The sequence below is a fragment of the Flavobacterium sp. genome, assembly GCF_039930565.1.
Classification (GTDB): domain Bacteria; phylum Bacteroidota; class Bacteroidia; order Flavobacteriales; family Flavobacteriaceae; genus Flavobacterium.
In genome coordinates this window covers 1-19,166 of sequence record NZ_JBDTTP010000077.1, presented here as the reverse complement: position 1 = coordinate 19,166, position 19,166 = coordinate 1, and the positions used below count along the sequence as shown (strand labels likewise).

General features: G+C 34.1%; 16 protein-coding genes and 1 tRNA gene. 12 read left to right on the top strand and 5 right to left on the bottom strand.

Annotated elements, in window-relative coordinates:
• Positions 1 to 134: 134 nt before the first annotated feature.
• Positions 135 to 2,591 carry an AsmA-like C-terminal region-containing protein gene (locus tag ABI657_RS16075; RefSeq protein WP_348098287.1) on the bottom strand — a complete coding sequence of 819 codons (2,457 nt, stop codon included), beginning with the start codon at positions 2,589 to 2,591 and terminating at the stop codon, positions 135 to 137.
• Between the two features lie 213 nt (positions 2,592 to 2,804).
• On the opposite strand from ABI657_RS16075, the gene trxA reads away from it, so the two are divergent.
• A complete protein-coding gene (gene trxA / locus ABI657_RS16070; RefSeq protein ID WP_039113817.1) occupies positions 2,805 to 3,122 on the top strand; it encodes a thioredoxin in 318 nt (105 codons plus the stop codon).
• 237 nt (positions 3,123 to 3,359) lie between these two features.
• Here trxA and ABI657_RS16065 read toward each other — a convergent pair whose 3' ends face one another.
• Both ABI657_RS16065 and ABI657_RS16060 read right to left on the bottom strand, forming a co-directional pair.
• Positions 3,360 to 5,438, bottom strand: coding sequence for an ATP-binding protein (locus ABI657_RS16065; RefSeq protein ID WP_348098286.1), 2,079 nt, complete (start codon positions 5,436 to 5,438; stop codon positions 3,360 to 3,362).
• Positions 5,438 to 6,142: a LytTR family DNA-binding domain-containing protein gene (locus tag ABI657_RS16060; RefSeq protein WP_348098285.1), complete on the bottom strand. Its 705-nt coding sequence runs from the start codon at positions 6,140 to 6,142 to the stop codon at positions 5,438 to 5,440. The genes ABI657_RS16065 and ABI657_RS16060 overlap by 1 nt, the downstream gene beginning before the upstream one ends.
• Positions 6,143 to 6,344: 202 nt before the next feature.
• On the opposite strand from ABI657_RS16060, the gene ABI657_RS16055 reads away from it, so the two are divergent.
• The 5 genes from ABI657_RS16055 (at position 6,345) to ABI657_RS16035 (ending at position 9,465) form a co-directional block, all read left to right on the top strand.
• A complete protein-coding gene (locus tag ABI657_RS16055; protein ID WP_348098284.1) occupies positions 6,345 to 6,878 on the top strand; it encodes a hypothetical protein in 534 nt (177 codons plus the stop codon).
• Positions 6,879 to 6,947: 69 nt separating this feature from the next.
• Entirely contained in the window at positions 6,948 to 7,517 is a 570-nt protein-coding gene (locus ABI657_RS16050) for a hypothetical protein (RefSeq protein ID WP_348098283.1), read from the top strand.
• A gap of 40 nt (positions 7,518 to 7,557) precedes the next feature.
• A complete protein-coding gene (locus ABI657_RS16045; RefSeq protein ID WP_348098282.1) occupies positions 7,558 to 8,148 on the top strand; it encodes a hypothetical protein in 591 nt (196 codons plus the stop codon).
• A gap of 170 nt (positions 8,149 to 8,318) precedes the next feature.
• Positions 8,319 to 8,897, top strand: coding sequence for a hypothetical protein (locus tag ABI657_RS16040; protein ID WP_348098281.1), 579 nt, complete (start codon positions 8,319 to 8,321; stop codon positions 8,895 to 8,897).
• A gap of 10 nt (positions 8,898 to 8,907) precedes the next feature.
• Positions 8,908 to 9,465 (top strand): hypothetical protein, encoded by a 558-nt coding sequence (locus tag ABI657_RS16035; RefSeq protein WP_348098280.1) that lies wholly within the window; start codon positions 8,908 to 8,910, stop codon positions 9,463 to 9,465.
• A 218-nt stretch (positions 9,466 to 9,683) separates the two neighbouring features.
• Here the strand turns inward: ABI657_RS16035 and ABI657_RS16030 are convergent, their stop codons facing one another.
• Both ABI657_RS16030 and ABI657_RS16025 read right to left on the bottom strand, forming a co-directional pair.
• Entirely contained in the window at positions 9,684 to 11,777 is a 2,094-nt protein-coding gene (locus ABI657_RS16030) for a tetratricopeptide repeat-containing sensor histidine kinase (RefSeq protein ID WP_348098279.1), read from the bottom strand.
• Positions 11,774 to 12,478 carry a LytTR family DNA-binding domain-containing protein gene (locus ABI657_RS16025; RefSeq protein ID WP_348098278.1) on the bottom strand — a complete coding sequence of 235 codons (705 nt, stop codon included), beginning with the start codon at positions 12,476 to 12,478 and terminating at the stop codon, positions 11,774 to 11,776. The genes ABI657_RS16030 and ABI657_RS16025 overlap by 4 nt, the downstream gene beginning before the upstream one ends.
• A 207-nt stretch (positions 12,479 to 12,685) precedes the next feature.
• Here ABI657_RS16025 and ABI657_RS16020 point away from each other — a divergent pair, with 207 nt between their 5' ends.
• The 6 genes from ABI657_RS16020 to ABI657_RS15995 all read left to right on the top strand — a co-directional run bounded on the left by ABI657_RS16020 (position 12,686) and on the right by ABI657_RS15995 (position 18,828).
• Positions 12,686 to 13,732 carry a hypothetical protein gene (locus ABI657_RS16020; protein WP_348098277.1) on the top strand — a complete coding sequence of 349 codons (1,047 nt, stop codon included), beginning with the start codon at positions 12,686 to 12,688 and terminating at the stop codon, positions 13,730 to 13,732.
• Between the two features lie 52 nt (positions 13,733 to 13,784).
• Entirely contained in the window at positions 13,785 to 14,549 is a 765-nt protein-coding gene (locus ABI657_RS16015; protein WP_348098276.1) for a hypothetical protein, read from the top strand.
• Between the two features lie 10 nt (positions 14,550 to 14,559).
• A complete protein-coding gene (locus tag ABI657_RS16010; protein ID WP_348098275.1) occupies positions 14,560 to 14,958 on the top strand; it encodes a hypothetical protein in 399 nt (132 codons plus the stop codon).
• A gap of 214 nt (positions 14,959 to 15,172) precedes the next feature.
• A complete protein-coding gene (locus ABI657_RS16005; protein WP_348098274.1) occupies positions 15,173 to 17,746 on the top strand; it encodes a M1 family aminopeptidase in 2,574 nt (857 codons plus the stop codon).
• Positions 17,743 to 18,669 (top strand): DUF58 domain-containing protein, encoded by a 927-nt coding sequence (locus tag ABI657_RS16000; RefSeq protein ID WP_348098273.1) that lies wholly within the window; start codon positions 17,743 to 17,745, stop codon positions 18,667 to 18,669. Before ABI657_RS16005 ends, ABI657_RS16000 begins: the two co-directional genes overlap by 4 nt.
• 85 nt (positions 18,670 to 18,754) lie before the next feature.
• Positions 18,755 to 18,828 (top strand) — tRNA-Asp (locus ABI657_RS15995).
• Positions 18,829 to 19,166: the final 338 nt, after the last annotated feature.

Here is a 19,166-nt window from a genome sequence, read left to right as displayed (position 1 = left end):
TAATTGTTTCTGAAATAAAAATAGCAAAATTATATTTGTGTCCACACGGTAGGATCGAAGCGGCATCCTTTTGTGCCGGTGTTCGGCATAAAAGATACAGCGGAGAGCAGGAACAGCTCCTGAAAATTGGGAAACTACTTATCCCTCTTTCCCCACTTGATTTTTATTTTTCCATCGTCGTCTACGGCTAACAGGTGCAGAATGATTCCGCGGTCGCGAACGGCGTCACGTTCGGCCTCACTGGCGAGGTTGATGTCGTTTTTGGAGTTTCGGAGCGGGACGGTGAGCGCTAAATTGGTGCCACGTCCAAAGGAATAAATGCCTTCGATATCGAAGTTTAAAACACTGGAACTAATGGTTAGGTTATGGACATCGATTTGCTCTCCACGCAAATTTACGTTGCCGGACAAATCGCTGAAAGTAATGTTTTTGACATCGCGAAACGGAAAAGCAAATTTACCGACCCTGACAATGGGATCAAAATTTTGCAATACGCCCTGAGTGACATTAAAACTGAGTTTTCCGGTCATGGAATTGGTAATAAGTTCGCCTTTGCTGCTGATTAATCCGGTAACATTGGCGTTTGAACTGAGCTTTCCTTCAATATTATTAGGATTGAAAGACTGAATCTGGAAATTGTTGAACGAACGCAAAAAACTGGCAATATCAACACGGTTTATCTGCGCATTGGATCGGAAAGTATATTGGTTTCCCCTGGGTTCAATCGTGCCGCTAAAGGTGACGTTGCCGCCGGAAGTCTGCACTTTGCCGTTTTTCAGGAATAATCTGGAGTCGATCATCTGGATGGTGGCAGTGGTGTTGGTGGCCGTTAGTTTTCCGTAATTGAGTTTGTCTGCTTTGAGGTTTAAAACAACGGTACATTTTTCGATTGCCGATTTCATCTGGTTCGAAAAATTGACATTTTTGGGTGGTTTTTGAGCGGACTTCTTCGATTTCGACGTTTTTAAAATCCCCATAAATTGTTTGACATCGAGATTGGGACAATAAATATTCCAGTTCACGACCATTTTTTCGGGCGCGTCGTAATACAGGCTCAGGAAATTGTCGATTTTTCCGTCTATAAGAATGCGATTGTTTTGATGTTTGTAGGTGATTTGGTTGATGATTAACGCTTTTTCGGTAAAATTTAGCTCGATGTTGGTTTTTTCGGCATGAACATTTTTCGGAATATAATCGAAAGAGGCATCCGTCACTTTTACATTTCCGGTAAATCTCGGTTTGGTAATGTACAGATTGACGATATTAAACTGAAATTTCAGATTGGCTGTTGCATGTCCGCTTGAAAAATGAATCCATTTGTCGTTGCTCATTTCGTTGAGGTTCTGAATATTAAAATCAGAATTTACGATGCCGGTTGCCAGCGGTTTTTTAAAATTACTGATGACAGCTTGTGGAATCGTAAGCGGAATATTTTGATACTTTCCTGAAAAACGCGTCAGAATTACAGCCGAGTTGGCATCGTTGAAACCGTCTTTTGGCCTGAAATTATTGGTAAAAGTGCCTTTGAAATTACAATCGGTGATTAATCCGTCAGGAATGGTGAGTTCGTTGTTGCTGATTTCGGCCTGAACTACAATCTTCGGATCGCCCTGATCATTAAAATCGCCTTTGATATCGCAATTCACGTCAATTTCTTTTTTGAGATTGAAACGGTCAAGCTGCGAACTGATGTTTCGGGATAATAAATTGGAAGCGTTTTTCCACAATATAGAAGTGGAAATATTGATTCCGAAAAGGGAATTATCCAAATTAAAAAAAGCAATTATATCAAAAGAATCCGTTCCGATTTTTAAATTTTCGGTTTCGACACTTATCTTTTCTTTTTCGGACGAATAGGAAATGGCAAAATTTCCTTTGAGTTCTTTTTCCTGCGCAAAACTGCCGAGAACGGTATTAAAAGCGAGATTTTTGATGTTGGTTTTGAGAAACAAGTCGGTTTGCCAGTCGTCTCCGTCAAAATCTACTTTCGATTTTAAACTGACAATATCAAAATCGAATAATTTATGTCCGATGCGGTTGTCCAGAATAAAATGTACGCTGTTGAGGTCGATTTGGTCAATTGTCGTTTCGTTTTCAGACTTAGTGTCGGTAGATTTTTTCTTTTTGGGTTTGAAAATGTCCGCATTCGAATAGCCGTCTTCGGCTTTGTACAGATAAATTTCTGCGTCGTTGATCAGGATTTTATGGATGTTGATTTCGTTTTGCAGTAAACTCCAAATACCCAAACGGACTTCGATTTCGGCTGCTTTTAGTAACGTATGTTGGTGAACCGCCCATTTATTATCCTTGAGTTCGACGTTTTTCAGGGCTAAGGTAAAGTTGGGAAAACCGGTTAGAAACTTGTAATGAAAATCACCAACATGGAATTTACCGTTGATGTTTTCGTTGATCTTAGTGTTGATTTTGGCTATAATTTCCGGTTTGTTTCTGCTAAAGTAAAGGGACAAAGCCCCGGAAGCGAAAAGAATGAATGCAATACATCCCAAAATGAAAAAGCCAAAGCGTCTGGCGTATTTTTTAAAACGCGCAGACTGGAAGAAACTTTTGAGATCATGTAAAAATAATGGCATCAGATACATTTTGAGGTAAATTAAAGATAAGGCAAAAACAATGGCTTTTGCGTTAATGTGTTGAAAAATAAACCCTCTGCGCTAATATAAATATTGACAATACTTTTATAGTGAAAACTAATTTGCGAATGGTGTTTGATTGGTTTTTAATTTTTAAATTTGTACTTTAGTTGGAGAGTTAATCTTCAGACGATAATTTAAAAATAAGATATTATGGCATTAGCAATAACAGATGCTACTTTTGATGAAGTAGTTTTGAAATCAGATAAACCTGTAATGGTAGATTTTTGGGCAGCATGGTGCGGTCCTTGTAGAATGGTGGGTCCAATCATTGACGAACTAAGTACTGAATATGCAGGAAAAGTAGTTGTTGGAAAAGTAGATGTGGATGCCAATCAGGAATTTGCTGCAAAATATGGTGTTCGTAACATCCCTACTGTTTTGGTTTTCCATAACGGTGAAGTTGTAGGAAAACAAGTAGGAGTTGCTCCTAAACAAACCTACGCAGATAGTTTGGACGCTTTGTTGTAATCTTTTCATTGCGAGGAACGAAGCAATCTCAATAATAAATGAAAAGGTCTGGCGAAAGTCAGGCCTTTTTTATTGCACATACATTAAAGTTTTTAAACACATAGAGACATAGCTCTTCTTTGAGAATAAAAGGCGTTTTCACTTCTGCATCAAAACAGATAGCTATGTGTTTTCAAACAAATGAAATGACTTTTTGAGTTTACAAAATCTATGATTTTATGTGTTTAAAAATATTTTTTATTGGAAAATTATTGTAAATGTAGTTCCTAATCCAGATTTTGAGCAGACTTCTATTTTACAATTTATGGCTGTTGCTAAATCACGAATCAGGTGCAATCCTAATCCTGATTTGATTCCGATTACTTCTGAATCGTCGTAAAGGGCTTTGAATTTTTCCTGACTTCCACCCGGTCCATTATCGGTAATAGACAAATAAGTTTGGTTGTTTTCCTGCCAGGCTTTCCAGATTATTTTTCCGTTTTCCGTTTTTTCCAGTGCTTTTATGGCATTTCCGGTGAGGTTTCGGATGATGGTTTTCAGGTAATTTTCATCGGTATTCAAAATAATGTTTTCCGTATTTTCGAATGAAAGCTGAATGTTTTCATTACTCGAAAAATGCTTTTCGGTTTCTTCAAATAAAACTTCAATAGTCACTTTTTGAGGATGAGGTGTAAAGTTTTCCATCTGGCCTTTGCTCCACAGCAAAATATCTTCCATAGAGGATAATAAATTTTCAGCTCCGGTAATAACTTTGGTCTGCATTCGTAAGGCAGCCGCTTCATCAATCAATTCCGGATTTTCTTTCTGAAGATGTAAAAAGTGAATTAAATTAGAAACCGGACTTCGCAAATCATGATTCAGAATGCTGAAAAATCGTGCTTTTATTTTATTGGCTTCGTCAAGTTCCTGATTTAGAACCTGTAAATTCTGATTGTTTTTTTTACGGATCTGACTTTGTCGGAATAATAATAATCCAATTATGAAAACCAATACAAGTCCTGAAATCAAATAAACACGCTGTTTTCGTGCATCGTTAATCTGAATGTTTTTGATGGTGTTTTGTGTCGACAGATTCTTTATTCGCTGACCTTTTGTTTTGTTTTGGTAATGGGCTTCGGCATTGGCAATACTTTGCTTGGCAGATTCCTGCATCATTTCGTCATTGCTTTTGCTGTAGATTTCATTATAGCGAAACGCTTCTTTCCAGTTTCCCAGAGCTGAATAGCTTTGTGATAGTTTTTTATTGATCATGACATAGGATTCCTTGTCATATTTTAAGGCATTTTTTGATGCCAGTGTCAGGGTTTCAATTGCTTTTTTGTACTCGCCTTTTTCATATAATACCCTTCCCATTACTGTATTAGCCTCCATTATAATGTCTTCGTCCGTTGATTTTTTTCCAAACAAAATCGCTTTTTGGGCGTAATGATAGGCTGCTGCTGTCTTTCCTTGATTAATATAATAATCTGACATGCTTCGATTGGCAAAACTCAAATTAAGAAAAAGCGAATCTTTTACGGAAGGGTAGGTGTAAATTAAACGGTAATATTTTTGAATGCTGTCGGGTTGATTTAAAGGAACAAAACATTGTAGATAATAGTTGCATATAAACGCACTTACATACGGAGATTGTTTTACATATGGTTTTGCTTCATTTAAGTATTCAATTGCTTTGTTGTATTGCTTCATTTTGGTATAAGCGGCAGCAATCTGACTGTATGAAATCCCGATATTTTCAGTTTCAATAGTATTCTTTGGAAGTAATTTTTTATAAGTAATTGCTTTTAATTGATAATCAATAAAGATTTCATACTTGGCATTGTTTAAATAATATTCGGCTATACTTCCATTAAGATACGCCTTAGAATAAGTGCTTTTTGTAGTATCCACAACCTTTTTTACATACTTAATCAGATCTTTACTTTTTGATGTTTCATGAAGCGCATAGTAAATATAATTAAGACGCATCAAAGAAGATGTTTCGTTTTTAAGGTGTCTGGCTTTTTTGGCATAATGTAATGCAAGCTCATAATTGACCATTGCATTTTTGTTCTGATTATTATTGAATTCGTAAGCATTTCCTTTTAAGAAATAAAATCTGGATTTATAGGCAGGATGATTTTTAGAAAGTGCAATGCCTTTTTGCGCTGCAATTATAAGTTTCGGATAATCTTCTGTATTTAAAACTTCGGAAGTATATTGTAACCATACTTTTAGTTTTTCCTTGGTCGTTTTATATCGTGATAAATTGGGTTCCTGCTGGGCAAAAACAGAGACGTTGATAAAAAACACAAATAGAAAAACAACTTTCCTCATTAGATCAGGTTTAGATTGTCTTTGTAGCTTCTTCCAACCGGAATAGTAATGTTATTGTTTAAAAGAATTTCTGTCGAATTTATTTTTTGGATAAATTGCTTCTGAACGGCATAACTTCTGTGAATCCGGATGAAAGACTGAAAGTGATCTTCTTTTAAAAGATTTCCGATGCTCGATAAAACACAATGTCTTTTTTTATCGGTAATAACCAGCGTATAATCTTTTAATGCTTCGAGATATAGGATTTCGTGCAATTTTACTTTGGTCTGTTCGTGGCCTTCCTTAATATAAATGGTGTCGCCTCCAATACTGGCTTCAAACAGTGAAGCTTTGAGTTTTATTTCCATAAACTCCTCAATACGGCTCATGGTTTGTGAAAATCGATCCAGTTTTAATGGTTTTACGATAAAATCAAGGGTTTCAATCTGAAAACTTTCAACAGCGTGTTCAGGATGCGCCGTAATAAATATACAAACCGGAATTTCGAGCGCGTTTTTTCTGAACTCGATTCCGTTTAAACCCGGCATATCAATATCCAGAAACAAAATATCGATTTTTTCTTTTTCTATGATTAGAAGTGCTTCTTCGGCTGATTCAAATACACCAAGAATATCAAGGACAGGAAATTTTTTAGCAAACGAAAGTACCGTCAGCCTGTCAATTTCATCGTCATCAACAATAATACAAGTGTATTTTTTCATCATTTTATTTTGATTTAGTGTTGTCTGTCTATTTAAAATGTCGTCTGTCTATTAGCTGTTTCCAAAGCTGTTTTATTGGTGCAAATTTGTCCTGTAATTAATTCAGGGGATAAAAATAATGATTTTTTATCTTATGAATTTTACAAAAATAACGCTATTGAATTAAATATGAACTATTTAATGAATTATTAAAACCAAAATTATTATGAAGATTTTTAAAACCATTTTTTCAATTTTATTAGTTGCAATTTCTACAATTTCGTGTAGCAGTGATGACGGCACAGATGGAATTGACGGAATCGACGGACAGACAGGAGCAACCGGAACTGCAAATGTTATTTACAGTGCATGGATAACCGCTCCGGCAGCAGCAGCGGAAACTCTAGATAATACTTCTGGAATGTCTACTTCTATTAATGCACCGGAATTATCAGAAGACATCCTTGCAAAAGGAACCATTTTAGTTTACGTATCCTTTGGATCCGGTACTTTTTCGCTGCCTTATACCTCAACGGCAGGAGGATTTGTTAATACAATAACCGCTGTTTCTTCTTTAAAGAAAATAAAGCTATTCAGATTTAGACATGATCAGGCCGCAACAGTGAGTATTCCAACATCTCTTAGCTGGCGCTATATTTTAATTCCAGGAGGAGTTCCAGCAACAGCAAAATCAGCAAAAATTGATTATTCTCAAATGAGTTATGAAGAGGTTTGTATGCATTTTAACATTCAACACTAGTTTTTTGGAAGACAACAATTAATATATCAAACTATAAAACCAATTAAAAATTTTAAAATTAAATTATTTATGAAAACCTTAAAAACCATTTTTTCACTTTTAACAATTGGCATTTTCCTGATTTCCTGCAGCGGTGATGACGGAACAAATGGACCCGAAGGACCAGCTGGAGTTGATGGGATAGACGGAACAAACGGTATAGATGGAAATCCAGTAGTTTTTTTTAGTGACTGGGCTTTAACAGGCACTACTAAAAGTGAAACTTTTAATGGAGTACTTGGTTCTACCTTCATAATTTCTGCTCCTGAATTAACACAAGAAATTTTAAACAAAGGAGTAGTTTTGATTTATATGCAATCCCTTTCTAGTGGCAAATTTAGTAATATGCCGCTTCCCCTTATTGAATCCACAGGTAGCAAAGTATTTATCCATAATTTTTGGCCTGAGTTAGGTCAAATTACAATATATAAGTTCCTTCTGGACGGAACTACACCTACTCCTGTTACAGCATCACTTAAATGGCGTTATGTGCTTATTCCAGGCGGTACTAATGTTACTGGTAAAAAAAATGTAAATAAGTTGGATTATAGTAAAATGAGCTATGAACAAGTTTGCAAGCTTTTTAATATTGCACCCTAATTTCAGAACAAAATAAATTAATAAAACAAAATAAATTATTATGAAAACTTTAAAAAACCTTTTTTTCCTTTTAACAATTTCAATTTTTGCTGTTTCCTGCAGTAGTGATGATGACAAACCAGGAGTAACTTTTAGTGAAGAAAACCCTGTGGATCTTTATCTGGCAGCTTCTGGGTTTAATCAGAAATCAGTAGAAGTAAAAAATAGTGCATTTTACGAATATGGATTTAGCTTTAAACCAAAAGTAACAGGAAAAATAAATGCTTTAATTGTAAAAATCCCGGATGTAAATACAAATTTAAAAATAACAATATGGGACGCCGCAACTAAAACAGTTATAAAAACAGAAAGTGTGCCAATACCTACTGCCAACGTTACCGTAGAAAAAGTAATTACAGCAATTACTCTTACAAAAGATAAAGAATACTTTTTTACTATAAACAGCAACGACTGGTACAATAGAACAAAAACAGATGGAACGGCTGCGGTTTATCCAATAGTTGCAGGAAATATAACAATCACCGGATATGCTTATATTCAGGCTGAAGATGGCGTTCCTGTTTTTCCTACAAACGCTCGTGATACCTATTATGCAGGCGATATGACATTTAAATTTCAACAGACAGAGTAAAATATTTTTGGATAATTTGATTTAGTAAGCAAAAAAGGTTTGGCGAAAGTCAGTCCTTTTTTTGTTTTGAAGTCTTTGTCTATTTAAAATGTCGTTCGTCTATTAGTGGTTTTTTAAGCTGTAATAGTTATACATCTTTGCTTAACAATAACCTAATAACCCTAAAAATTATGAAAACTAAAAAATACAATTTCAAAATGAAAATAACCAATAAATTAGTTTGCTTGTTTACTTGTCTGGTTACACTTCTTTTTGTTTCGTGCGGAGGAGATGATGACAATTCATCCGAAACATCCGGTGGCGCTGGAGAAGCCAATATCGTTTTAACAGCTGGCGGACAGGAATTCAAAGTTGTCGGACCTTGTGGCTGGGCCGTAATCGGCGGAGTTAATTATATCGGAGCCAACCAATCCGATAATAATCTGAGAACATTCTCTTCTTTCTTTAATATTTCAGAATTGCCTGATGCAACCACCACCTACACTTTGGTTGAAGATGATTCTGATACTGATCCTGCCCATATCACGATGAATATTAGTGAAATATCCGGTAGTAAATTGATTGAATGGAGTTCAAAAGACACTTCAGGAAAATTAACATTGGTGGTAGAAGGCAAAAAAGTAACCGCCAATCTTTCCGGTATAGCGTTATATCCTCAAACCAATAGCGGTGCTTTTACTAATGGAAATACAGGTGCTTTTGCTAATAATGGCGCACTGACAGGAACACTGACTTTCTACAAAAAATAATCGATTAAAAATGAAAAAATTAATTCTTTTAATTGGAATATTAAGCATGATCTCCTGTAAAAATGAAGGGACAAGCACAACAAATGAGGAACTTACAGAAGTTACAGAAAACACAATTATTGCGAAAGAAGGCACAGGAAAAGTAATCTTAAAATGCAACGGAAAAGAAATTATAACCGATGGTGTTTGCGGTGGTGTAATAACCATGGGCTCATTAATAATCGTAGTGAAGGACAAGACCAATCCGGCGAAAGCTCTAACGATAGACTTTAATACTGAAGACTATCCTGAAAATGGAAAAGAATATGTAATAAAATCGAAAGATTATACCTCAGATAAAAAACCTGAAAATGAAGTTTCGGTAAGTTTTATGGAAGCATTGCCCAACAACAAAATGAATGTTTGGGATCCGCAGGCTACATCTGGAAAATTAAAGTTTACGGTTAACGGTAATGAAATTAAATGCACTTTTAAAAATATTAAACTACAGCCAAGTACAATTTATAACGCTGAAGACTTCCAAAAAGAAGGAATCGTTTCAGGTGAATTCACGCTTTATAAAAATTAAATTTAATTATTATGAAAAAAATCCAGTAGTATGTGGAGCGCCGTTAAGGAGGGCAATTCTAAACTGGATTTTCCATTTGAGCTGGCAGGAACAAAAACAAAAATTTAATTTAAAGAGAGAACCAAATCTATTACAGCATATTAAAGTTTTCAATTTAAATAAGTAAGCAGTTTCAATTTAGTTTTAAAAAAGGTTTGGCAAATGTCAAACCTTTTTTGTTATAAAATCAATTTAAAAGTAGTCCCCTCATTTAAAACAGTCGTTACTTCAATTGTACAATTAATGGCTTTTGCCAAATCCCTGATAAGGTGTAAACCTAATCCCGATTCAATACCAACCACTTCCTTTTCATCATATAATGCTTTAAATTGTTCCTGGTCGGCTCCCGGACCATTGTCCTGAACAGATAAATAATTTTGTCCCTTTTCCTGCCAGGCTTTCCAAATGATTACAGGGTTTTGGGTTTCGTCCAATGCTTTTATAGCGTTTCCTGTTAAGTTCCGGATGATGGTTTTGAGATAATTTTCATCGGTATTGAGCTGCAGGTTCTCTGGATTTTCAAAAATAATTTTGATGTTTTTTTCGTTTGAAAAATGTTTTTTCGTGTCATTAAATAAAGAGTCTACGGCAACATTTTTGAGTTGTGGTTTAAAATTCTCCATTTGATCCTTAGTCCATGTCAAAATATTTTCCATCGAATTTAATAAGTTTTTAGCGGAGGATAAAGTAGCATTTTCAATTCGGCTTTTGGTTTCCGGGTCTAAAACCTCAGGGCTTTCTTTTTGAAACTGAATATAGTGTATAAAACTGTTTACAGGACTTCGCAAATCGTGGTTTAAAATGTTCAAAAGCTGTATTTTAGTTTTATTGGCCTGGTCTAAATTGGTGTTTAAAACTTGTAGTTTTTGGTTGGTTTTGTTTCGATTTTTGTTTTGATAAAATAGTAAGCTTCCAATAATGGCCAAAAGTGCTATACCAGAAAGCAAAAACCATTTTTGTTTTTCTTTGGCCTCTAAAGCAATTTTATTAATTTGAATTTGCTTGTCCCGCAACATTATCTCTCTCTTGTCTTCGAGGTTTTTTATGGTTTCTTTATTCTTTAAATTATAAAGGGAATCATTTAATAAAATATGTTTCGCTTGCAATTCATAAGCGTTTTTATATTTCCCCAACAAATATTGAGTTTTCGCTAAAAATTTATAATTTTCTAACTTTTTAGGTATTAAATTTAATTTACTATCTATTTCAATTGACTTATAAAAATAATTTTCGGCTTGTTTTAATAAGTTTACATCTCCATTATTACTACTTTCTTCAAGAAATATTTTCCCAAGAATTGTATAATTGCTTTCTAATGCAAGTTCTGTATTATTTTTAACATTACTATCAACAGCTTTATTCAAATAAAGCTTTGCTAATTTAAAGTTTTTTAAACCAAAATAAGATTCACCAACTCCTGCATTACAATAAGGTGTATTAAAGTTGTCTTTTTGATTAATATTTATTTTTAAAGCCTTTTTAAAGTTAATAAGTGCTTTTTCAAAATCCTTTTTACTATTATAATTTTTTCCCATGTGATAGTATACATCGGAAACATCTAAATAATTTTTATTTTTTATACTCAGATTTAATGCTTTTTGATTAAAATAAATTGCTGTATTAAATCTTTTTAATTCTGTGTAAGCATTGCCAATATTCACATAACATATATAAAGTGTTCCATCCTCGTTTATACTTTTTGCAATTTCTGATGCTTTAAGATAAGCATTAATTCCTTTATCATATTCTTTCAATTCAGTTTGTATATTTCCAAGCGTAACATAACAATCTATTTCACTTTTTTTAAGATTTTTTTCCTTACAAATTAAAATACTTTTATTTACTACTTCTAAAGCCTTTATGTAATTAGCTAATTTATAGTAGCTTTCACCTGCTAGTAGCATAGAAGAAACCACTTGAACTGGCTTTTTTGTGTATGTTAAGGATTGGTTTATATACCTAATAGAAGTTTGATAATTGCCATCATAATAGTGGATCATAGCAATTGCATGTAAAGAATTCGCAATTCCTTCATTCCATTGCAACTTTTTTGATAACATTAATGCATGATTTCCATATTTATATGCTTTTTTTGGAGTCACAGAAATATAACTTATAGCAATATCAAGTAATATTTTTACTTGTAAACTGTCAGGTTTCATTGTTATACTCACGTTTTGTAAAGAATCAATTCGCGCCTGACCCATTTTTTTTTGAGCAAATGATACACATCCAATAAAGAGAATTACAATCAGAATTAGATGGTTCTTCATAAAATTTCGTTTAGATTGTCTTTATAAATTCTTCCAACCGGAACAGAAAAATTATTTTTTAAAATTATTTCCTGAGAGGTGATTTTTTCTATAAAATGTTTTTGAACAGCAAAACTTCTATGAATCCTTACAAACGATTGAAAGTTTTTGTCTTTTAATAAATGGCCGATATTTTGTAAAACACGGAATTTTTTATCTGATGTGTTGATTATCGTATAGTTTTTTAGTGCTTCTAAATATAATACATCCGATAAATTTATTTTCGTTTCAGCATTACTTTCTTTTATGTAAATCGAACCACCACCAATAGTTGCTTCAAAAAGAGAGGCTTTGTTTTTTAATTCCAGATACTCATCAATACGTTTTATAGTTTTTGAAAAACGGTCAAAATTTAGGGGCTTTATAATATAATCCAGGGTTTCGAGCTCAAAACTTTCTAATGCGTAATCAGGATGTGAAGTTATAAAGATACAAACCGGAACTTCTAGTGCCTTTTTCCTAATTTCAATGCCGCTGCTATTGGGCAGATCAATATCTAAAAAGAGTATATCGACATTAGTTTTTTCTAAAACTTCAATAGCCTGCTGAGCTGTTGAAAAAGCACCGATCAGTTCAAAATTAGAAAATCTATTCAAATACAATTGTATCATTAACCGGTCAATTTCAACGTCGTCGACTATTATACAAGTATATTTTTTCATTCTAAAGTATTGATTTAAAACAAATTTAATATTTTTTATTAAAAAGGTGTTATCTGTCCTTTAATAATGTTGTCCGTGTATTGAAAAGTTTTTAGAAAAAGAAATCAGTCTAAATTTGATATTGAGCTATGAAAACATTTAAGTCAGTTTAATATGATCTTTATCCTCTTTTTATTTTTTTGGAATACTAATTTTTAAAACAATTTTATGAAAACAATTCAATCAACAATTTCAATTTTAGTGATTGGACTTTTTGCAATTTCAATGTCGTTTGTATCGTGTAGTAAAAGTGATGACGATTCACAATCAACTTTACAAGATGTTTATATAGGAGGTCATATTGTAAACAGTAATTATAAATGGGTGGCCACAATTTGGAAAAATGGCGTTGCCAGCTATTTAACAAGTGGTACCACTTTTTCAGATATAAACGATATCACAGTGGCTGGCAATGATGTTTATGCTGTTGGATATGAACAAATTACTGCAAAAAAAATAGCAAAATTTTGGAAAAATGGAGTGGCGACAGATCTTTCAGATGGTTTAAAAGATGAAGAAGCAATTGCAATTGCAGTAGTTGGTAATGATGTATATGTAGGGGGGACGCAATATGATTCTAAAACGAGCATTACAATTGCAAAGGTGTGGAAAAATGGAATTGCCACCAATTTAGAATCCGCTAATACTAATTATTCTACTGATGTTCCCACAAGCATACACATTTCAGGTAATGATGTTTACGTATCAGGTTTTAAAGGAAACGGCACAGAATCCTGGGCGAAATTTTGGAAAAATGGTGTTGCAGTAAATTTAACAAATGGTCAAACTAATGCTGCTGTAAATGATATTTTAGTAGTAGGCAGTGATGTATATGCAGTTGGCAGGATTAATTATAAAGCGAAATGTTGGAAAAATAATGTGTTAACTTCTAATTTGATCATTGAAGAAGGTAGTTATGAAGCAAAAAGGATAGTTTCAGAAGGGTCTGATATTTATATTTTAGGATATGATAATTCTGTCAATTCGACAAGCCAAATCAGGATTTGGAAAAATGGAAGTGTAATCAATTCCCCAAATCCTTTAGAAAATGTCATGCCAGAAGACATTGCTATTTCCGGCGTAGATAATTATGTGTGTGGAACTTTAAAATCCGGCAATAAAAATTATGCAGTATATTATAAAAACCAGGTTAGAACAGACTTGGTTACTGATGCCACAATTGCTTCTTATGCGAAAGCTATTTTTGTGAAATAATTTTAAAATTTATTTTATTAAATGGTCCAATTAACCTTCCAAAATCTTAAAAATGAAAAAACTGGTTTTTAAATTAGGTGGCACCTTATTGTTGTGTTTATTTATAATTTCGTGCAACAAAGACGAGAATACAACTAGAGTACCCACTGACTCTACTGCAGAAATAGAAAATTCTCAAAAAACCATATCTTCTTTACCTACTAATTACTTCGCCCCCAAAAATCTTCCCATTAAAGGTATTGTTATTTTAGGTTCCGGAAATGATCCCCAAAATCCGACACCGGGCAATATCAACGACCCCTATCTGATAGACTTAAGCAAGAGTTTAGCAGCAAAAGGTTTTGTGTGTGCTATTGTTCAATATCGGGATCAGCCGTTTGTCGGAAATAATTTTGAAAATTTTAATGCTAATACACTTATGCTGGTGGAAGATTTTAATAATGTAGGCAATGCATTAATAGCGGAATTAGGTCTTAGCAGAACGAAACTAATTTTTGGAGGAAGTTCTTATAGTGCTAATTGTCTGTTGTCACAAAATGCCTGGGGAAGCAGTATCACAGACATTAAAGGTATAATTGCCGTAATGGGATCTTCTGCTTTAGACACAGCGCAAAACCAAAAGGCACCTGTTTTAGCTTTTGCATGCAATGGCGAACCCTTTGGGACGCATTACGGGCAAAGTCTTGTCCAAAACATTACTAATGCAACTGTAAAAACCAAAAGTTTTGGATTAACAGATAACAGTTGCAGTGGCCATGCAACCTCAAATCCATGGATTCCAATTATTATTGATAAAGTACTTGCATGGACTTCTTAAATTATAAAAGATGAAAAAATTAAAAATGATTTCGGCACTCGTTCTATTACTCTCTTTTGCATTTTCCTGCAGTAACGATGATGACCAGACTGTTCATAAAGAATATCCGGAAAACATGTTACAACGCTGGGACGGTCAACTAACGCAGGGTGAACTATCAGGAACTGTTACCGCTTTTGTTTGGAATCTTAAAGCCAATGGTGTATTAGAAGTCATGGAAGGAAATACGGTGATTGCAACCGGTAGCTGGTATATGAATGGCAATGTTTTTAATGGTACTTATACCTTAAACTCGGGTGAAAAATATAGCTATCAACTTATTAAAAATAAAGCCTTAGTCATGACGGGTTTTAGAGGTTTAAACAATGAAGTTGCTGGAGCAGGGAGAATTTTTATTTTTGTAGTATAAATGTAATTACCTAAAACTGAAGAAATATCCTTTTAAAACATGGAAAACCGTTAGTTACATTTCTAAAATCGATATTTAAGTTTGTTAATTTTATATATATTTGATTAGATGTTAAAAGGTTTGGCGAAAGTCAAACCTTTTTTTATTTATAGCATCATGGCTTTTAAAACCAATCCTTTTTTTTATTTTTAACGAATCTTACATTCCTCTAAAAATGAAAATTTTCTTCGGCTTTCTAGTTTATTTTGTATTTATTTCTAATAGTTTCTCACAATCAAAACAAGAAAGATTTTTTGTTGATAAAGGAGTTTCAGAAATGGTAGCTCGCTATAGAAAAAAACAAATTTCTAATGTTAATTACGCATTGTCTTTTGAAATTCCAGCTGAAAAACAAAAAGACATAAACGCAAAGCTGATTTTAAATCTAACTTTATCTGATTTAAGTGAACCGCTGGTTTTAGATTTTAAAGAGAAATCAGAAAACATAAAATCATTGTTTGTTAACGGGGAAAATGAAGCGGTTATCATTCATGAACAGGGGCATATTTTAATAGCTCCGGCGGCTTTGGTTTTAGGTAAAAATAAAATCGAAATCTCATTCGTTGCAGGGAATTTATCTCTAAATCGTAATGACGATTTTCTCTATACTTTATTAGTTCCCGATCGCGCCAGTACTCTGTTTCCTTGTTTTGATCAGCCGAATATCAAAGCCACTTATAAACTAACTTTGAAAGTTCCAAAAGAATGGTCGGTTTTGGCTGGAGCCGATGTTAAAGAGAAAGTTGAAAAAGGTGATTTCGCATCTTACACTTTTGGAGAATCAGACAAAATGAGCACCTATTTATTTTCTTTCGTCTCCGGAAAATTTAAAAGCGTTACCCAAAATCCGGGTTTGGAAATGACGATGTTGTACCGCGAAAATAATCCTGAAAAGCTGCAAGTCAGTACCGATACTATTTTTAAACTTCATCAGCAGTCTTTAGATTTTCTGGTAAAATATACCAATTATAAATTCCCGTTTCAAAAGCTGGATTTTGCTTCAATTCCGGGTTTTCAGTATGGCGGAATGGAGCATGTCGGCGCTATTCAGTACCGTGAATCTACTTTGTTTTTGGATAACAGCGCCACAGACAGCGAAAAATTAGATCGTGCAAAACTCATTGCTCATGAAACATCTCACATGTGGTTTGGCGATCTGGTGACGATGAAATGGTTCGATGATGTGTGGATGAAAGAAGTATTTGCCAATTTTATGGCCGACAAAATCATGAATCCGATTTTCCCGAAAGTCAATCATAATCTTCAGTTTTTTAGTGCGCATTATGCCAACGCTTACGCGGAAGATCGCTCATTGGGAACTCATCCGATTAAACAGAATCTTGATAATTTGAAAGATGCCGGTTCGCTTTACGGAAGTATAATTTATAACAAAGCCCCAATTATGATGCGTCAGCTGGAAGCTTCAATGGGAAAGGAAGCTTTTCAGAAAGGAATCGAAAAATACATTAAAAAATACGCCAACGACAATGCCGACTGGAATAATCTGGTAGAAATTCTGGATGCCGAAACGCCTTTGGATATGCAGAAATGGAGCAAGGTTTGGGTCAACAAGTCAGGTAGGGCTATTTTTTCGGATAAAATAGAATACGATTCCCAAAACCAAATCAGGAAGTTTGAAATTGAGCAGAATGCAGAAGACAAATCAGGAAATATCTGGCCTCAGGCTTTTCAGTTTGGATTGGTTTATGCCGATACTGTGAAGATTTTAAATGTCAATATAAAAGATAAAAAGCTGCTTTTAAAAGAAGCTGTAGGACTTGAAAAGCCGAATACTATTATTTACAATTATAACGGTTTTGGATACGGTGTTTTTCCGCTTGACGGGAATAATTTAAATACTATTTCAAGTTTGAAAGATGAGGTGGCAAGGGCTTCTTCATACAGCAACCTTTATGAAAATATGTTAATTGGAAATATTTCTCCTGAGAATGCATTTGATTGTTTTTTGAAAGGAATTCAAACAGAAGAAAATGAATTGGTTTTAAGAATTGCTTCTAACAATCTGAATGTGATTTTCTGGAGATTTTTTACAGAAACACAACAAATTAAAGTTCAAAAACAACTCGAAGATATTTTATTTGAACGCTTAAAAACCAACTTATCTGCAAATATTAAAAAGACTTTATTCAATTTATTCAGTTCAATCGCCTATTCAGATTCGGCAAAAGCCAAATTATATCAAATCTGGAATAAAGAAGTCGTGATTCCGAATTTAAAATTAAACGAAGACGATTATACTAATATTGCAATGAATCTGGCAATCTTCAAACATGAAAAAGCAGATGAAATTTTACAAAAAGCCAAAACTGCCATTTCAAATCCGGACAAACAAAAGCGATTTGAGTTTCTGTTGCCGTCATTATCAAAAGACGAATCGGTTCGTTTTGCTTTTATGGAATCTTTGAAAGAAGATAAAAATCGCGAAAAAGAATCATGGGTTTCTGTTGGATTATCAAATATTCATCATCCGTTGCGTCAGGAAAGTGCTCAGCAATATATACGGTTTTCGTTAGATTTAACAGATGAAATCCAGCGAACCGGAGATATTTTCTTCCCGAAAGACTGGCTAAACAATACGATTGGAAGGTATTCGTCTAAATATGCTTATGATGAAGTACAGCGTTTCTTAAAAGAAAACCCTAATTTTAGTCCCATTCTGAAGAGAAAATTATTCCAGGCTACAGATTTGCTTTTTAAAGCACAAAATATAAAAAAAGAAACCGAATGAAAATCGAATCGGAAATAGAGAAAGTCTCCAGTTTTCAGCATCTTGAAATGCTGGCGAATCAAGTTGTGGAAGGTTTTATATCCGGAATGCACAAGAGTCCGTTTCATGGCTTTTCGGCTGAATTTGCCGAACATAAAGTCTACAATGCCGGAGAAAGCACCAAACATATCGACTGGAAATTATTCGCCAAAACGGATCGTTTGTACACGAAGCGTTTTGAGGAAGAAACCAATTTACGCTGCCATCTGATAGTTGATAATTCGTCTTCGATGCATTATCCGGAACTCAAACCGAATCAGCCTTTTTACGAAAAAAAGATTGGATTTGCGGTTTTGGCATCGGCAGTTTTAATGAATATCTTAAAGAAACAGCGGGATGCTGTTGGTTTAAGCGTTTTCTCGGACAGTTACGAATATTATGCTCCCGAAAAAGGAAGTGATCGCCATCACAGAATGCTGCTCAATAAATTAGAACAGCTTTTAGTGGAACCAAAAGTTAAAAAAACGACTGATACCATTACCTACCTGCATCAGATTGCGGAGAAAATGCACCGCCGTTCGATGATTATTTTGTTTACCGATATGTTTCAGTCGGAAGACGATGAAAAGCTGTTTAATGCACTACAGCATTTAAAACACAACAAACACAAAGTGGTTTTGTTTCATGTGGTCGATCATGAAACAGAGTTAAAATTTGACTTTGATAACACTCCAAGAAAATTTATCGACTTAGAATCGGGCGAAGAAGTTTCTGTTTTTGCCGGTAATGTAAAAGAAGAATATGAAAAAAGGGCAGGGGAATACTTTAAAAAACTGGCTTTAACCTGTGCCAAGAACCAAATTAAATACGTTCCGGTGAATGTTGGAGATAATTTCGAAAAAATATTGACGACATATTTAGTTGAGAAACAAAACTTTGGCTAGTATTTTTAAATTATATTCATTTTTTTTATTAAAACATTTGCAGAAACGAAAATCTGTACTATCTTTGCAACCGCAATAACGCAGAGGTTTGGTAGTTCAGTTGGTTAGAATACATGCCTGTCACGCATGGGGTCGCGGGTTCGAGTCCCGTCCAGACCGCAATATTGGGAGAAGCCTTTCTTAACAGAGAGGCTTTTTTGCCCAAATACGGTATCTAAAATTAGTTGTGTTGTTTGCTGCGACTTTGTAACTCGTAGCTCGGTTTAGTAGTTAGACCAATGAAAAGCTTTCCACTTTTGTGGATAGCTTTTTTGATTTAAATAGCTTTTGGTTTTCTACTTTGATAGAAATCAAGCCATTAAAAACATAATGATATTCTTTGTTTAAAAAGCACAAAAAACCTTGTAGAATCAAAGTTCTGTTGTATTTTTGCAGTCACAATAAGCAGTGGGTTTGGTAGTTCAGTTGGTTAGAATACATGCCTGTCACGCATGGGG

Bases quoted from the DNA above. Each gene is read 5' to 3' on its own strand.
- ABI657_RS16025 (WP_348098278.1), bottom strand. From the start codon at position 12,478: ATGAAAAAATATACTTGTATAATAGTCGACGACGTTGAAATTGACCGG.
- ABI657_RS16075 (WP_348098287.1), bottom strand. From the start codon at position 2,591: ATGCCATTATTTTTACATGATCTCAAAAGTTTCTTCCAGTCTGCGCGT.
- ABI657_RS16040 (WP_348098281.1), top strand. From the start codon at position 8,319: ATGAAAACTAAAAAATACAATTTCAAAATGAAAATAACCAATAAATTA.
- ABI657_RS16005 (WP_348098274.1), top strand. From the start codon at position 15,173: ATGAAAATTTTCTTCGGCTTTCTAGTTTATTTTGTATTTATTTCTAAT.
- ABI657_RS16000 (WP_348098273.1), top strand. From the start codon at position 17,743: ATGAAAATCGAATCGGAAATAGAGAAAGTCTCCAGTTTTCAGCATCTT.
- ABI657_RS16055 (WP_348098284.1), top strand. From the start codon at position 6,345: ATGAAGATTTTTAAAACCATTTTTTCAATTTTATTAGTTGCAATTTCT.
- ABI657_RS16010 (WP_348098275.1), top strand. From the start codon at position 14,560: ATGAAAAAATTAAAAATGATTTCGGCACTCGTTCTATTACTCTCTTTT.
- ABI657_RS16050 (WP_348098283.1), top strand. From the start codon at position 6,948: ATGAAAACCTTAAAAACCATTTTTTCACTTTTAACAATTGGCATTTTC.
- ABI657_RS16045 (WP_348098282.1), top strand. From the start codon at position 7,558: ATGAAAACTTTAAAAAACCTTTTTTTCCTTTTAACAATTTCAATTTTT.
- ABI657_RS16015 (WP_348098276.1), top strand. From the start codon at position 13,785: ATGAAAAAACTGGTTTTTAAATTAGGTGGCACCTTATTGTTGTGTTTA.
- ABI657_RS16030 (WP_348098279.1), bottom strand. From the start codon at position 11,777: ATGAAGAACCATCTAATTCTGATTGTAATTCTCTTTATTGGATGTGTA.
- ABI657_RS16060 (WP_348098285.1), bottom strand. From the start codon at position 6,142: ATGATGAAAAAATACACTTGTATTATTGTTGATGACGATGAAATTGAC.
- ABI657_RS16020 (WP_348098277.1), top strand. From the start codon at position 12,686: ATGAAAACAATTCAATCAACAATTTCAATTTTAGTGATTGGACTTTTT.
- ABI657_RS16035 (WP_348098280.1), top strand. From the start codon at position 8,908: ATGAAAAAATTAATTCTTTTAATTGGAATATTAAGCATGATCTCCTGT.
- trxA (WP_039113817.1), top strand. From the start codon at position 2,805: ATGGCATTAGCAATAACAGATGCTACTTTTGATGAAGTAGTTTTGAAA.
- ABI657_RS16065 (WP_348098286.1), bottom strand. From the start codon at position 5,438: ATGAGGAAAGTTGTTTTTCTATTTGTGTTTTTTATCAACGTCTCTGTT.